At 45.7% G+C, this 12,568-nt stretch carries 12 protein-coding genes; 9 read left to right on the top strand and 3 right to left on the bottom strand.

Translation table 11 applies throughout. The features are described from left to right. Positions 1-14: 14 nt before the first annotated feature. A complete protein-coding gene (gene nfsA, locus WA325_RS08580; RefSeq protein WP_105954451.1) occupies positions 15-764 on the top strand; it encodes an oxygen-insensitive NADPH nitroreductase in 750 nt (249 codons plus the stop codon). Between the two features lie 177 nt (positions 765-941). Continuing rightward, entirely contained in the window at positions 942-1,946 is a 1,005-nt protein-coding gene (locus WA325_RS08575; protein WP_336183463.1) for an LLM class flavin-dependent oxidoreductase, read from the top strand. Between the two features lie 57 nt (positions 1,947-2,003). Here WA325_RS08575 and WA325_RS08570 read toward each other — a convergent pair whose 3' ends face one another. Then, complete coding sequence (locus WA325_RS08570) at positions 2,004-4,424, bottom strand: S8 family peptidase (protein WP_336183462.1); 2,421 nt, start codon at positions 4,422-4,424, stop codon at positions 2,004-2,006. A 529-nt stretch (positions 4,425-4,953) separates the two neighbouring features. Between WA325_RS08570 and WA325_RS08565 the strand changes: the two genes are divergently transcribed. After that, on the top strand, positions 4,954-5,256 hold the full coding sequence (locus WA325_RS08565; protein ID WP_336183461.1) for a hypothetical protein: 303 nt from the start codon (positions 4,954-4,956) through the stop codon (positions 5,254-5,256). Between the two features lie 41 nt (positions 5,257-5,297). Then, positions 5,298-6,128 carry a sac operon transcriptional antiterminator SacT gene (gene sacT / locus WA325_RS08560; protein WP_336183460.1) on the top strand — a complete coding sequence of 277 codons (831 nt, stop codon included), beginning with the start codon at positions 5,298-5,300 and terminating at the stop codon, positions 6,126-6,128. Between the two features lie 38 nt (positions 6,129-6,166). On the opposite strand, the gene WA325_RS08555 is transcribed toward sacT, so the two are convergent. Then, positions 6,167-6,934, bottom strand: coding sequence for a formate/nitrite transporter family protein (locus WA325_RS08555; RefSeq protein WP_105954447.1), 768 nt, complete (start codon positions 6,932-6,934; stop codon positions 6,167-6,169). Between the two features lie 299 nt (positions 6,935-7,233). Here WA325_RS08555 and scrA point away from each other — a divergent pair, with 299 nt between their 5' ends. From scrA to WA325_RS08540, 3 genes are all read left to right on the top strand, one after another. Next, positions 7,234-8,619, top strand: coding sequence for a PTS system sucrose transporter subunit IIBC (gene scrA / locus WA325_RS08550; protein WP_326324363.1), 1,386 nt, complete (start codon positions 7,234-7,236; stop codon positions 8,617-8,619). Then, positions 8,616-10,055 (top strand): sucrose-6-phosphate hydrolase, encoded by a 1,440-nt coding sequence (gene sacA / locus WA325_RS08545; protein WP_105954445.1) that lies wholly within the window; start codon positions 8,616-8,618, stop codon positions 10,053-10,055. The genes scrA and sacA overlap by 4 nt, the downstream gene beginning before the upstream one ends. Positions 10,056-10,148: 93 nt before the next feature. Beyond that, positions 10,149-10,397, top strand: a complete 249-nt coding sequence (locus WA325_RS08540) for a hypothetical protein (protein WP_024123279.1) — start codon at positions 10,149-10,151, stop codon at positions 10,395-10,397. Between the two features lie 227 nt (positions 10,398-10,624). On the opposite strand, the gene WA325_RS08535 is transcribed toward WA325_RS08540, so the two are convergent. Further along, entirely contained in the window at positions 10,625-11,440 is an 816-nt protein-coding gene (locus WA325_RS08535) for a bifunctional hydroxymethylpyrimidine kinase/phosphomethylpyrimidine kinase (protein ID WP_024123277.1), read from the bottom strand. 144 nt (positions 11,441-11,584) lie between these two features. Here WA325_RS08535 and WA325_RS08530 point away from each other — a divergent pair, with 144 nt between their 5' ends. Next, positions 11,585-11,923 carry a PadR family transcriptional regulator gene (locus tag WA325_RS08530; RefSeq protein ID WP_095712745.1) on the top strand — a complete coding sequence of 113 codons (339 nt, stop codon included), beginning with the start codon at positions 11,585-11,587 and terminating at the stop codon, positions 11,921-11,923. After that, on the top strand, positions 11,916-12,551 hold the full coding sequence (locus tag WA325_RS08525) for a permease prefix domain 1-containing protein (protein WP_105954444.1): 636 nt from the start codon (positions 11,916-11,918) through the stop codon (positions 12,549-12,551). Before WA325_RS08530 ends, WA325_RS08525 begins: the two co-directional genes overlap by 8 nt. The last annotated feature ends 17 nt before the right edge of the window (positions 12,552-12,568 follow it).

Below are 12,568 nucleotides of genomic sequence, written 5' to 3'. Positions count from 1 at the left end.
AGGAGGTCCTTGTGATGAACAACACAATTGAAACCATTTTAAACCATCGGTCGATCCGATCTTTTACTGATCAGCTTCTGACAGCTGAGGAAATTGATACATTAGTGAAAAGCGCGCAGGCTGCGCCTACGTCCAGCTATGTACAGGCTTATTCGATTATCGGTGTTTCCGATCCGGAGAAAAAACGTGAGCTGTCTGTGCTTGCGGGGAATCAGCCTTATGTAGAAAATAACGGGCACTTTTTTGTGTTTTGTGCGGACTTGTACCGTCATCAAAAACTGGCTGAAGAAAAAGGCGAACCTATTTCTGAGCTGCTGGAAAATACGGAAATGTTTATGGTCAGTTTAATTGATGCTGCGCTTGCGGCTCAAAATATGAGCATCGCCGCAGAATCAATGGGGCTTGGCATATGTTATATCGGAGGCATTCGGAATGAACTGGACAAGGTGACAGAGGTGCTGAAAACGCCTGACCATGTGCTCCCGCTTTTTGGCCTGGCTGTAGGACATCCTGCCAACTTATCTGGCAAAAAACCGAGATTGCCGAAGCAGGCTGTCTATCATGAAAATACGTATAACGTGAATGACGATGATTTTCGTGAACATATGAGTGCATATGACAAAACCATTTCTGATTATTATAGAGAAAGAACAAACGGTCAGCGGGTGGAAACGTGGTCTGACCAAATTCTGAACTTTATGAAGCAGAAACCGCGTACGTACTTAAATGAATATGTGAAGAAAAAAGGCTTTAATAAGAACTAAATGTGAAACCTCTCCGCTGGCGGAGAGGTTTTTATGTTTCACGTGTAACATATTCCGACAAATAGAGACAAGATAACCAAATAAATGACGATTGATCGGGGGACACTGAGGAACAGTGTGAGCGGCTTAGAAGAAAAAATAATGGATCAGTGATACGATGAGGACGAGGTGGTAGGGATGTTATCATTAAGTATATTAGATCAATCTCCGGTGTCCGAGGGAAGCTCTGCAGAAACGGCATTACGGGAAACTGTTGAGCTTGCTCAGGCGGCTGAGGATCTTGGGTATAAGAGATTTTGGGTTTCAGAGCATCACTTTTCAAAGCGTCTGGCAGGGTCCAGTCCAGAGGTGCTGATCAGCCACATTGCGGCGAAAACGAACCGGATCAGGGTGGGATCAGGAGGTGTCATGCTGCCGCACTACAGTGCCTATAAAGTAGCGGAGAATTTCCGTGTGCTGGAGGGGCTGACACCGGGAAGAATTGATCTCGGCCTAGGCAGAGCGCCGGGAGGAATGCCGATTGCATCTTGGGCGCTGAATGACGGCGGGAAACGCAATGCCGATCAGTACCCGCAGCAAATCAAGGAGCTGACCATGTATTTGCATGATTTGGCGGATGACAGTCACCGGTTTCCTAATTTAACGACTGCACCGCATATTTCAACTGCGCCTGATGTGTGGCTGCTCGGTTCATCTGGAGAAAGCGCGCTGCTCGCCGCTGAATCGGGTGCCGGCTATATGTTTGCCCATTTTATCAATGGCGAGGGCGGGGAGGATACGGTCAGACAATATATGAGACGATTTAAGCCGTCTGTGTTAGGAGAAACACCTCGGGCGGCAGTTGCTGTTTTTGTTCTATGTGCGGATACAGAGGAGAAAGCGGAGCAGCTGGGGGCAGTGCTTGATTTTACTCTCTTGGCGGGTGAGCAGGGCATACCTTTAGAAGGCGTTCCTGATTATGAAGCTGTCCGGCAAAATACGTACTCTCCTTATGAACAAAGAAGAATTGCTGATAACAGAAACCGAATGATTGTCGGTACGAAAAAACAGGTCAAGGAACAGCTGGTGTCCTTGAGTAAGGCTTATGGTATAGAGGAAATCATGGCGGTGACCATTACGAACCGATTTGAGGATAAACTTCATTCTTATCGCCTTTTACAGGAGGCGTTTGCTGAGGCATGAAGCCGCTAAAGCCTGCATGAAAAAAGCCCCGCCGATGTTTCTCGGCAGGGCTGCTTTTTATTCAACAGTAAACGGCTCTTCGGTCAGAACCTGGCTTGATTTTCCTTTGTTCGCTGCATAGGCGAGCATATAATATTCACCGGCTGGAAGCTTTGTGCCCCCATTGATCGTGCCGTCCCAGTCGAAGTACTGATAGCCTTTATCTTGATGTTTATAAATACCTGCTTGGCCTGCAAAGTCAAGGTTGCTGTCATAGACGAGGAATGCCAGCTCTTCCGCTCCCGCAGGAAGGTAGGTTTCAATTTCATAGGTGCCTTGTTCAGAGCCCTCATTAACTGAGACAGACGTTACCCTCGGATAATCCGGCTCTTTTACGATCAGTAATGTAGGAACCTTGGCGACGGTTTTTCCGCCTTCTCTAACGATGACTGTTCCTTCATAGGTGCCTGCTTTTGTTTTCTTTGTGTCGACCTTTACTTTTGCAGTGGCTTTTCCGGTTTTATGAGCCGGAATCACAACACGGCTTGTGCCGGATGTGGAAATGCCGCTTCCGTTAATTGAGTATTCTAGCGTGTATGATTTTCTAATGGAAGATTGGTTTTCAATTGTAAAGGTTTCTTTTTTCGTTTCGGTTCCTTTTTCCTTCAAAAATGTGCCGTACGAGTAGCTTCCCGGTGTGACGAACGAGTCGGCTTTGATCGCGTTCATAATTCTTGCGCTGCCTGCGCCTTGAGCGTTATGCGGATATACTTCTCCGTCGCCATCCTTTAATGTGACGGCGGTATTCATGATGGCAGCCTTGATCTGTTCAACGCTCCATTTCGGTTTAGCTTGTTTGATGACGGCAACCGCTCCGGCAATATGAGGTGATGCCATGCTTGTTCCTTGTTTTGACCCGTAGCCATATGGATTGTCAGGATCATGTGTAGGAATGGTGCTGACGATATTGACGCCTGGCGCGGAAATATCCGGCTTAATCATCCAAGTATCCATCACAGGGCCGCGGGATGAGAAATCGGCAACCTGTTCACCGAGCGCTTTTGAGACCGTCAAGTTAAATGTTGCTTTTGTCTCGCCTGCTTTCATGGCGCTGATGAGTTTTTCGCCGTCTTCTAATGAAAGCTTAATCGTTGGCACAGACATGCCTGGCACATTGGCTTCAACTTCTCCGGACAGGTTGTTATACACAACCATGCCGATGGCGCCTGCTTTTTTTGCGTTATCTGCTTTATCCACAAAAGCAATGCTGCCCCGTTTGACGAGTGCCACTTTGCCTTTCAGATCTTTTCCTTCAAAGTCCTTTTCTTCGCCGAGGCCAGCGTCGACAAGCTCAACCTCTTTATTGTGAAGCGCCTTGACGTCCTCTTCTTTGTCATAGCCCATGACTTTTGCTGAAGAGTAAGAGCCGAATGAGACGGCGTATTCATTGAGCGGAAGCTGCGTTGCGCCGACAGAAATCGCTTCTCTGGATGTGCCTGGCGATCCGACTGTCCAGCCGTTTGGTCCGCTGTTGCCATTTGATGTAACGGCGACAACGCCTTCTGACATGGCCCAGTCAAGCGCTGTGCTCGTCGCCCAATCCGGGTTGTTTAACGAGTTTCCGAGAGACAGGTTCATCACATCTGCTCCGTCCTGAACTGCACGTTCTACACCGGCGATGACGTTTTCTGTTGTGCCGCTTCCTCCCGGTCCGAGAACGCGGTAAGCGAGAAGTGTTGCATCAGGCGCTACGCCTTTAATCGTACCGTTTGCAGCGACAGTTCCGGCCACGTGTGTTCCATGGTCAGTGGCTCCGCCTCTTGGATCGCCTGCCGGTGTTTCTTTCGGATCGTAATCATTGTCTACAAAATCGTATCCTTTATATTGTCCGAAGTTTTTCTTCAGATCAGGGTGATTGTACTCAACCCCTGTATCAATAACAGCCACTTTGACGCCTTTACCTGTGTAGCCTAAATCCCATGCATCATTTGCTCCGATATATGGCGCGCTGTCATCCATTTGCGGAGAGACAGCGTCCTCGGAGATGGTGATGTCTTTCTCCTTGATATTGTCTGTTTTGTAAGTGACGTTCGGGTACACAGCTTTAACGTCATCTACTGCTAGAAGTTTTGGAATTTCATTAGCTGGAAGCTTCATAGAAAATCCGGAGAATACCTGCTCATATTCTCGTTTTACTTTTCCGTTTTTCACCGCTTTCACGGCTTTATTTTTTGCTTTTGAGCGGGCGTTTTTGAGCTTGCTTTTCGTTTGGTTTACTCCCGCTTCTTTCGCCTCTGCTAAGGATTTTTCTTTTAATTCCACAATCACCGTTGTTTGTTTGCTTGTTGTCATGTCAATATCACCGAATACCTCGGCCTTTTCCAGATCCGCCGATCCTTTTGAAGAAACCGGTGCTGCCTGTACACCTGTAATGCCTGTGGATAACGTAAAGAATAAAACCAAACCTAGAAGCAGAAAACGAATAATCCCGTTTTTCAATGTGTTTCCCCCTTTGTGTTTAGAAAAAATGGTGATGATCTAGTATATATTTCTTGAAAATTCAAAAAAATCCTTGTGTCATTTGGACCATTTATTGGATTTTGGTTGTGTATAAGGAAGGAGTTATACACAGAACCCTGTGTATAAGTGAATAAAGCTGTGTATATATATAGTTGGGAATATATGTTCTTATACAAAATATAGATGGGGTTTGTGGACATGTGGATATCTCTTGTGATTAAGTTGTTCTTATCTTTGGGATAACTTGTGTATAAGCTTTTTAAAGCGGTTCTCCAATTTTCATTTCATTTCTTTCAGCTTTCAACAAAACTTCTTAAAACTAGTTTGTTTTTTCACTCATATTGTGACAAAGAATTCTCTTTCCACGGTCTATCATAGAGTCATGAGTTTTGCTAGAGCTGCTAGTTTGCGAGAAAAGAAATCGGCCGTCTTTTCCTGTGAGCTGCGGCTGAAAAAACGGGCTGCTAAAAAGGCTGCCTACCAAAAAGAAGCGGAGGGATGTTTTTTTATGAAACGTTTGCTTGTATCTTTACGGGTGTGGATGGTCTTTTTGATGAACTGGGTGGCGCCGGACCGAAAACATGCGACTGCCGCTATTTATTCGGCTCAGCGTACATATCAAAGAAAAGCGGCGGTCCAAGCCGCAGGACTGGTTTCGTTTTATGAATGGCGGATGGCTGTTAATGACGAAGAAAAACAGAAAGCGAAAGCCGCCGCTCTCTATAAAAGAAGATGTCTGCAAGCCTTCAAGGAATCGCCAAAGCAGGAGAGGGCCGGCCCGCATCTTTACATGGCGGTCAAAAGGAGGTAAAATCCCAGTCATAAAAGCTAATTGGCGGGAGAGAGAGCCTCTTGAAAATCTATAAGGTATTAAACAACAATGCGGCTTTAATCAAAGAGGATGATCAGGAAAAAATCGTTATGGGTCCGGGCATCGCTTTTCAAAAAAAGAAAAATGATCTCATCCCTATGAATAAAGCAGAAAAGATTTTTGTCGTGCACGACGAGAATGAAAAATTCAAGCAAATCCTGCAAACACTGCCTGAGGAGCATATTGACATAGCTGAGGATATCATCAGCTATGCGGAAGGGGAGCTCGCGGCGCCGCTGAGCGACCATATTCATATCGCGCTTTCTGACCATTTGTCCTTTGCAATCGAAAGGATTCAAAATGGGCTGCTTGTGCAAAATAAATTATTGCATGAGATAAAGGCGCTCTATAAAAAAGAATACGAGATCGGCCTGTGGGCGATCGGACATGTAAAAGAGACATTGGGCGTGTCTCTGCCTGAAGATGAAGCGGGTTATATTGCCCTTCACATCCATACGGCAAAGATGGATGCAGAGAGTATGTATTCAGCGCTGAAGCATACGACGATGATCAAAGAAATGATAGAGAAAATAGAAAACTACTTTAATCGAAAGGTGGATGAAAACAGCATTTCCTATCAACGCCTTGTCACGCATTTGCGATACGCGGTCAGCCGGTTGGAATCAAATGAAGCGTTTCATGTCATGGACGAAGAGATGCTTTATTTCATCCAAAAAAAGTATTCATTTGCCTATCAATGTGCGCTGGAGCTGGCGGAGTTTCTGAAAAATGAATATCAAGTACATTTGCCGGAGTCCGAGGCCGGCTATATCACGCTGCATGTCCAGCGTCTTCAAGATCTCTCGGAATAACCGTTTTGACTTGCAGGGAGTGATCTCTGGAAGTTTTTTTATTGATCGGCATTCAGCGTGTGATACATCCAGCCCATCATCACAATTCCTGCGGCCAGATTGCCGAGTGTAACAGGAATTAAATTTCTCACTGCTCCCGCCAGTGTGACTGTATCAGGGTGATCGATCAAAAGTGAGATCGCAAAAGTGCACATATTGGCAATGCTGTGTTCAAAACCGGAAATAAAAAAGCAGAAAACGAAAAGCATCATGGCAAACAGCTTTGCCCCTTCTCCTTTGAGAGACATCGGAATGAAAAAAGCGAGACATACAAGCCAATTGCACAGCATTCCTCGGAAAAACAGCTCTGAGGCAGGCGGCTCTATCTTGTGCTCTGCCAAATGAATCAAAAAGGAATGGGATGCCCCCTCAAAAAGCCCGGTTGCGCTGATAAGAATCGCAAACAAAACGGCTCCGATCAAATTGCCGGTATAGCTGAAAACCCACAGGTACAGGGTGTCGCGCCAGCGGATTTTTTTCCGGAGTGCGGTATAAGTGAAATAAAAGGTGTTGCCGGTGAATAAATCCCCGCCTCCGTAGGCAATTAATACAATAGCAGCTCCAAATGTCACAGCGGCAGCCGGAAAGGCAAACGGTGAGTCAGCAATAGAGAAATAGCTGCCTGTTTTGCTTGCGGCTGTAATGCCAAAACCGATAAACATGCTGGCTAAAATGGATCTGAGCAAATAACGGATTTTGCTTGAAACGAATATGTTTTGTTTTCTTAAAGCATACTGTTCAACCTTTTGCAATGCTTGAGTTTCCATTGTCTTTTCCTGCTTTCTTTGATAGATGAGCATAGTATAGCACGGTATTGTGAAATGTTTCACAATTAATATTTACGACTTTTTGTCTAAATGTTTTACATCACTTTTTATCTAAAAAAACAGTTGACGAAAACGCTGTCATCAATTATGATGAAAGCGTATTCTTCATTCGAATATGCGGGATTGTGACTGGTAAAGCAGGCAAGACCTAAAATTTGCGTAAATGAAAAAGGATCGCTGTGTCCTTTATTCGTTGGCGAATTTTAGGTCTTTTTTGTTTATAAAAGGGGGAGAAATAGATGAATGAAAAAGAGACTGCAAAACGCCTCATTGAGCTTCTCGGAGGAAAAGAAAACATCATCAGCGCGGCTCATTGTGCGACAAGGCTGCGTTTAGTGATCAGGGATGAATCAAAGATTGACCAATCGGAAGTAGAAGAGCTTGAAGGCGTCAAAGGCGCTTTCAGCAGTTCAGGCCAATACCAGATTATTTTTGGAACAGGCCTTGTCAATAAAGTGTATGACGCTTTTTCTAAGGAAGCCGATGTAGAGCGTGAAGAACATGTGAATCACCAGGATGCTGCTAAAGAGAAACTGAACCCTGCGGCGAGATTTGCGAAAACGCTTTCGAATATTTTTGTGCCGATCATTCCAGCCATCGTAGCCAGCGGCCTGTTAATGGGGTTATTGGGAATGGTCAATGCCTTTCATTGGATGAGTAAGGACTCTGCGCTGCTGCAGCTCCTCGATATGTTTTCAAGCGCGGCATTTATCTTTCTGCCGATTTTGATCGGGGTCAGCGCTTCAAAAGAGTTTGGAAGCAATCCGTATTTAGGAGCGGTCATCGGGGGAATCATGATACACCCCACTCTGTTGAATCCATGGGGTCTGGCGGAAGCGTCACCTGATTATATGCATCTTTTCGGGTTTGATATCGCGCTTCTCGGTTATCAGGGAACTGTCATCCCTGTTCTGCTGGCTGTTTACGTCATGAGCAAGGTAGAGAAATGGACAAGAAAAGCGGTTCCGCATGCGGTCGATTTGCTTGTTACGCCTTTTGTTACTGTCATTGTCACCGGGTTTGTCGCATTTATTGCCATCGGTCCTCTAGGAAGAGCGCTTGGCTCCGGTATTACTGTTGCTTTAACATATGTGTACGATCATGCCGGTTTTGTCGCAGGCCTTCTTTTCGGCGGCACCTATTCACTGATCGTCCTGACAGGTGTTCATCACAGCTTCCATGCGATTGAGGCGGGGCTTATTTCAGATCTTGGCAGGAACTATTTATTGCCGATTTGGTCTATGGCGAATGTCGCCCAAGGCGGGGCAGGCCTTGCCGTCTTCTTTTTAGCGAAAAAGGCAAAAACAAAGGAAATCGCTCTTCCGGCGGCATTTTCTGCTTTTCTAGGCATTACAGAGCCCGTCATTTTCGGGGTGAACCTTCGATACCGGAAGCCGTTTATCGCCGCGATGATCGGGGGCGCGTTGGGAGGCGCGTATGTCGTATTTACACATGTGGCTGCAAACGCTTACGGGTTAACAGGCATTCCGATGATCGCCATTGCAGCACCGTTTGGCTTTGGAAATCTAGTAAACTATATGATTGGAATGGTTATTGCAGCAGTATCAGCATTTATTGCGGCGTTTGTCATGAAAATTAACGAAGATGAGGAGAGAAAAAAATGACAGCACATGATCAGGAGCTGCGTCGCCGGGCTTATGAAGAAGTTGAGAAAAAAGAACATATCGCTGACAGCGATCCGCACCGCCAGCACTTTCACATCATGCCTCCGGTTGGTTTGCTGAATGATCCAAATGGCGTTGTGTATTGGAAAGGAGTCTATCATTTGTTTTTTCAGTGGCAGCCGTTTCAGACGGGGCACGGCGCAAAGTTTTGGGGGCATTATACGACACGCGACTTTGTGAATTGGAAGCGGGAAGAGATTGCGCTGGCTCCGAGTGATTGGTTTGATAAAAACGGCTGCTACTCGGGCAGCGCTGTTGTCAAAGATGACCGGCTCTATCTGTTTTACACAGGAAATGTCAGGGATCAGGATGGGAATCGGGAAACGTATCAGTGCCTTGCTGTATCGGATGATGGCCTGACCTTTGAGAAAAAAGGTGTTGTCGCCCGCCTTCCGGAAGGCTATACAGCTCATTTTCGCGATCCGAAGGTGTGGGAGCATGAAGGAAAATGGTATATGGTGATCGGTGCACAAACGGAGAACATGAAAGGCCAAGCTGTTTTGTTTACTTCCGATAACCTGACAGAATGGGTGTTTCTCGGCCCGATAACAGGTGCCGGGCTCAACGGACTGAACGGTTTCGGGTATATGTGGGAGTGCCCTGACCTGTTTTCTCTTCAAGGCTCCGAAGTGCTGATTGTCTCGCCCCAAGGACTTGAAGCTGACGGCTATCATTATCAAAATGTGTATCAATCTGGATATTTTGTAGGCCGGCTCGATTATGAAAAAACGGGGCTGATGCATGCTGCGTTTACGGAGCTTGATCAAGGCTTTGATTTTTACGCGCCGCAAACACTTGAAGACGATCAGGGACGCCGGATACTGTTTGCGTGGATGGCTGTACCTGATCAGGATGAGAAGGATCATCCGACGAAAGATTATCACTGGATTCACTGTATGACGCTGCCGAGACAGCTGGCGCTATCAGGGGAGAAGCTGATTCAGCAGCCGCTTCCCGAGCTGAAAGCGATGCGGAAAAATGGGCAGGAAGTTCAAATCAATATGTATGGATCGTCTGGTACACTGCCAGTTGAAAATCCTGAAAGAGCTGAGATTTTGATTGAAGACATTAATACGGAGTCTGGTTTTGAAATCGATATCCGCGCCACTGCCACATTCTCTTTCCAGAAGGAAGAAGGGCTTATCACGCTAACGCGCACAAGCTTTGACGGTACAAAAACAGAAGCGAGACATTGCCGAATCAGCAATCTGCACACAGTGCACATGTTTATCGACGCGTCATCTGTGGAAGTCTTTATCAATCATGGGGAACAGGTATTCAGTGCGAGATATTTTCCTTTCCCGGGAAATGATGAAGTGACAGCGAGATCAAATGGAAAATCTGAAATGAAAGTCGGAATTTGGACACTTATGTAGAAAATCCTCCTATTTTCTTATGTGAAATCTGTGCCATCTGTGCTATTCTTCAACGATAACCTACTATTTTTTTCTGTAAAAGGAGTTGTTTTCTTGAATATACATGAACAGAAGATAACACCGGAATGTTTAGAAAAGGCTGCGGATCATGTTGAGGATAAGCGGGAAGAATATAAGGATGTGCTTCTTCAGCTAAAAAAAATGCTTAGGGGAACATCGCCGCATAGTGAAGCGGCAGAAACCCTTTCACGGGCATATGAACAAATGAAGGAATATGCACTTTTTGTTCAGTCGATAGAAACATTTTTGAGGTCATCTGCGAACAATTTAAAAACCAAATAAACAGGCTGCCGATGTGATCGGCAGTTTTTTCTGTTGCTAAAGAGCACTACTTTCTTGCACCGAATAAAAGGATGGAAGCGGCAGATGAAACGCACGAAGACTCTTGTGATATAGACATTTTTGAGGCGGGCGGTTACGAAGATGTGAAATGGAATGCGACAGAGCGTCCCAATATGTAAGATTGAACATAAAAACAGGCTGCCTCTTTATAAGGCAGCCTGTTACGCTTATGATTGCTTATTCAGGCGCAATGCAGAATGCTTCGTAGGTCCGACATACTGATTCAGCGGGAAGGACTCTTTAATCGCAGCAGTAATAAATTCTTTCGCCGCGTAAATCGCTTCTTTGACTTCCGCACCTTTTGCGAGTTCTGCTGTCACCGCTGCGGAGAACGTACAGCCGGCGCCATGTGTATAAGGCGTATCAATCATTTCGCTTTCAAGGACTTCCGCTGTTTCTCCGTCATACAGAACGTCTACAGCTTTTTCGTGCTTCAGCTTGCCTCCGCCTGTAATCACAACATATTGAGCACCGAGGGCGTGGATTTTTTTCGCCGCTTCTTTCATGTCTTCAATCGTTTTTAATTCGCCCATGCCGCTGAGCTGGCTGGCTTCGAACAGATTTGGCGTAATCACGGTAGCGAGCGGTGCCAATTGTTCACGCAGGGCTTGCGCGTGCTCTGGATAAAGGACCTCATTTGCCCCTTTGCAAACCATAACCGGATCAATCACGACGTTTTGCAGTTGTTTTTCCTTGATTGTTTTCGCCGCAAGCTCAATAATTTCAACGGTTGGCAGCATTCCTGTTTTCATGGCGTCCACACCGATGCCGTCTACAATCGTTGCGAGCTGGGCGCGAATCGTGTCAGGATCGATCGGAAAGACTTGATGGTCCCAGCTGTTGTTTGGGTCCATCGCGACGATCACCGTTAAGGCCGTCATCCCGTATACGTTTTTTTCTTGAAATGTTTTTAAATCAGCTTGAATTCCCGCGCCGCCGCTGGAATCGGAGCCGGCAATCGTGAGTGCTTTATGCATAGACATGTGTTGAACCTCCATCAATGTTTTATATCTCATTATAGTTAGATTTTCTGCTTATCACAATATGAAAGGTTTATAGGAATCAATTGACAATATCAGGGTGATTTCGTAAAATGCTACATAAGAAAACTAGGTAGGGGTTTTGTCATGTTAAATCGTGAGCTGATTAAAGGCAGCACCGTGATATTGGTTTTAACGCTCCTGAGTGAGAGGCCGATGTATGGCTATGAGCTTGTAAAAGAGATGGGAAGCCGCAGCGATCATGAACTGCAGATGAAAGAGGGAACATTGTATCCTTCCCTTCATAAACTTGAACGGCAAGGATATATTTCTTCCTATTGGGAGAAGCAGGAGAAAGGCCCGGATCGTAAGTATTATCGGATTACAGAAGACGGCAGAGAGATCCTGGCAGAGCGCACAAAGGAATGGAGCATGTTTTCAGCCATGATGGACCGAATGCTGAAGCGGGGCGGACAGAATGGATAAAGAGACTTATTTATATAAAGTGAAAAACGGGCTTAAAGGGGTTTCTGATTGTGAAGCGATGATCGAAGAGATCGAAAACCATATTGAACACCACTTGTTTCACTCCATTCAAGAGGGGAAGAATGAGGCGGAAGCCATGGAATGTTTGCTTCGGGAATTTGGCACACCGGATGAGATTGTGTCTTCCTTTCAGAAAGAACAGCCTGTATCCGCCCGTACGTTTTTATTATTCCATCTTTTCTGCAATAGTGCTTTATTTGCAGCAGGTATTACCATTACGGCATTGCATGCATGGTTAGAATCTCCCTTTGTTCATGCAGTGTGGAAAGGCATTTCTGTTTCTATGTGGCTGATTTTAGCTGCTTATATTCTCTATTGGGTGCTGATTGGGTACCAAGGCGTCAGGGAGTTCGGGCAACGGGGTGAACGGCTTGTTTTGCATACGATTCTTATTTCCATGGTGCCGAACGTTATTTTTATGTTTGTTTTTCTGTTTGATCTCGTTCCTGCTGCGCTGTTTCAATCTTTGCTGACACCTTGGTTTATAGGGGCGTGTGCTTGTGCTACGCTGTTATTTCCGGCGTGCGGACGAATAGGCTGTTATTTTGGCAGGCGCCAGCTTGCCTGATTTTTTAGATATATACA

This window comes from Bacillus sp. 205(2023) (assembly GCF_037027485.1).
In the GTDB taxonomy this organism is placed as follows: Bacteria; Bacillota; Bacilli; order Bacillales; family Bacillaceae; genus Bacillus; species Bacillus halotolerans.
Note: the sequence above shows the minus strand (reverse complement) of the source record. Positions and strands in the feature narration are given on the sequence as shown.

What these genes read in the sequence shown, in the direction of transcription:
- WA325_RS08530 (WP_095712745.1), top strand. Translation starts at nt 11,585, where the DNA reads ATGTTAAATCGTGAGCTGATTAAAGGCAGCACCGTGATATTGGTTTTA.
- scrA (WP_326324363.1), top strand. Translation starts at nt 7,234, where the DNA reads ATGAATGAAAAAGAGACTGCAAAACGCCTCATTGAGCTTCTCGGAGGA.
- WA325_RS08575 (WP_336183463.1), top strand. Translation starts at nt 942, where the DNA reads ATGTTATCATTAAGTATATTAGATCAATCTCCGGTGTCCGAGGGAAGC.
- WA325_RS08535 (WP_024123277.1), bottom strand. Translation starts at nt 11,440, where the DNA reads ATGTCTATGCATAAAGCACTCACGATTGCCGGCTCCGATTCCAGCGGC.
- sacA (WP_105954445.1), top strand. Translation starts at nt 8,616, where the DNA reads ATGACAGCACATGATCAGGAGCTGCGTCGCCGGGCTTATGAAGAAGTT.
- WA325_RS08555 (WP_105954447.1), bottom strand. Translation starts at nt 6,934, where the DNA reads ATGGAAACTCAAGCATTGCAAAAGGTTGAACAGTATGCTTTAAGAAAA.
- WA325_RS08565 (WP_336183461.1), top strand. Translation starts at nt 4,954, where the DNA reads ATGAAACGTTTGCTTGTATCTTTACGGGTGTGGATGGTCTTTTTGATG.
- WA325_RS08525 (WP_105954444.1), top strand. Translation starts at nt 11,916, where the DNA reads ATGGATAAAGAGACTTATTTATATAAAGTGAAAAACGGGCTTAAAGGG.
- nfsA (WP_105954451.1), top strand. Translation starts at nt 15, where the DNA reads ATGAACAACACAATTGAAACCATTTTAAACCATCGGTCGATCCGATCT.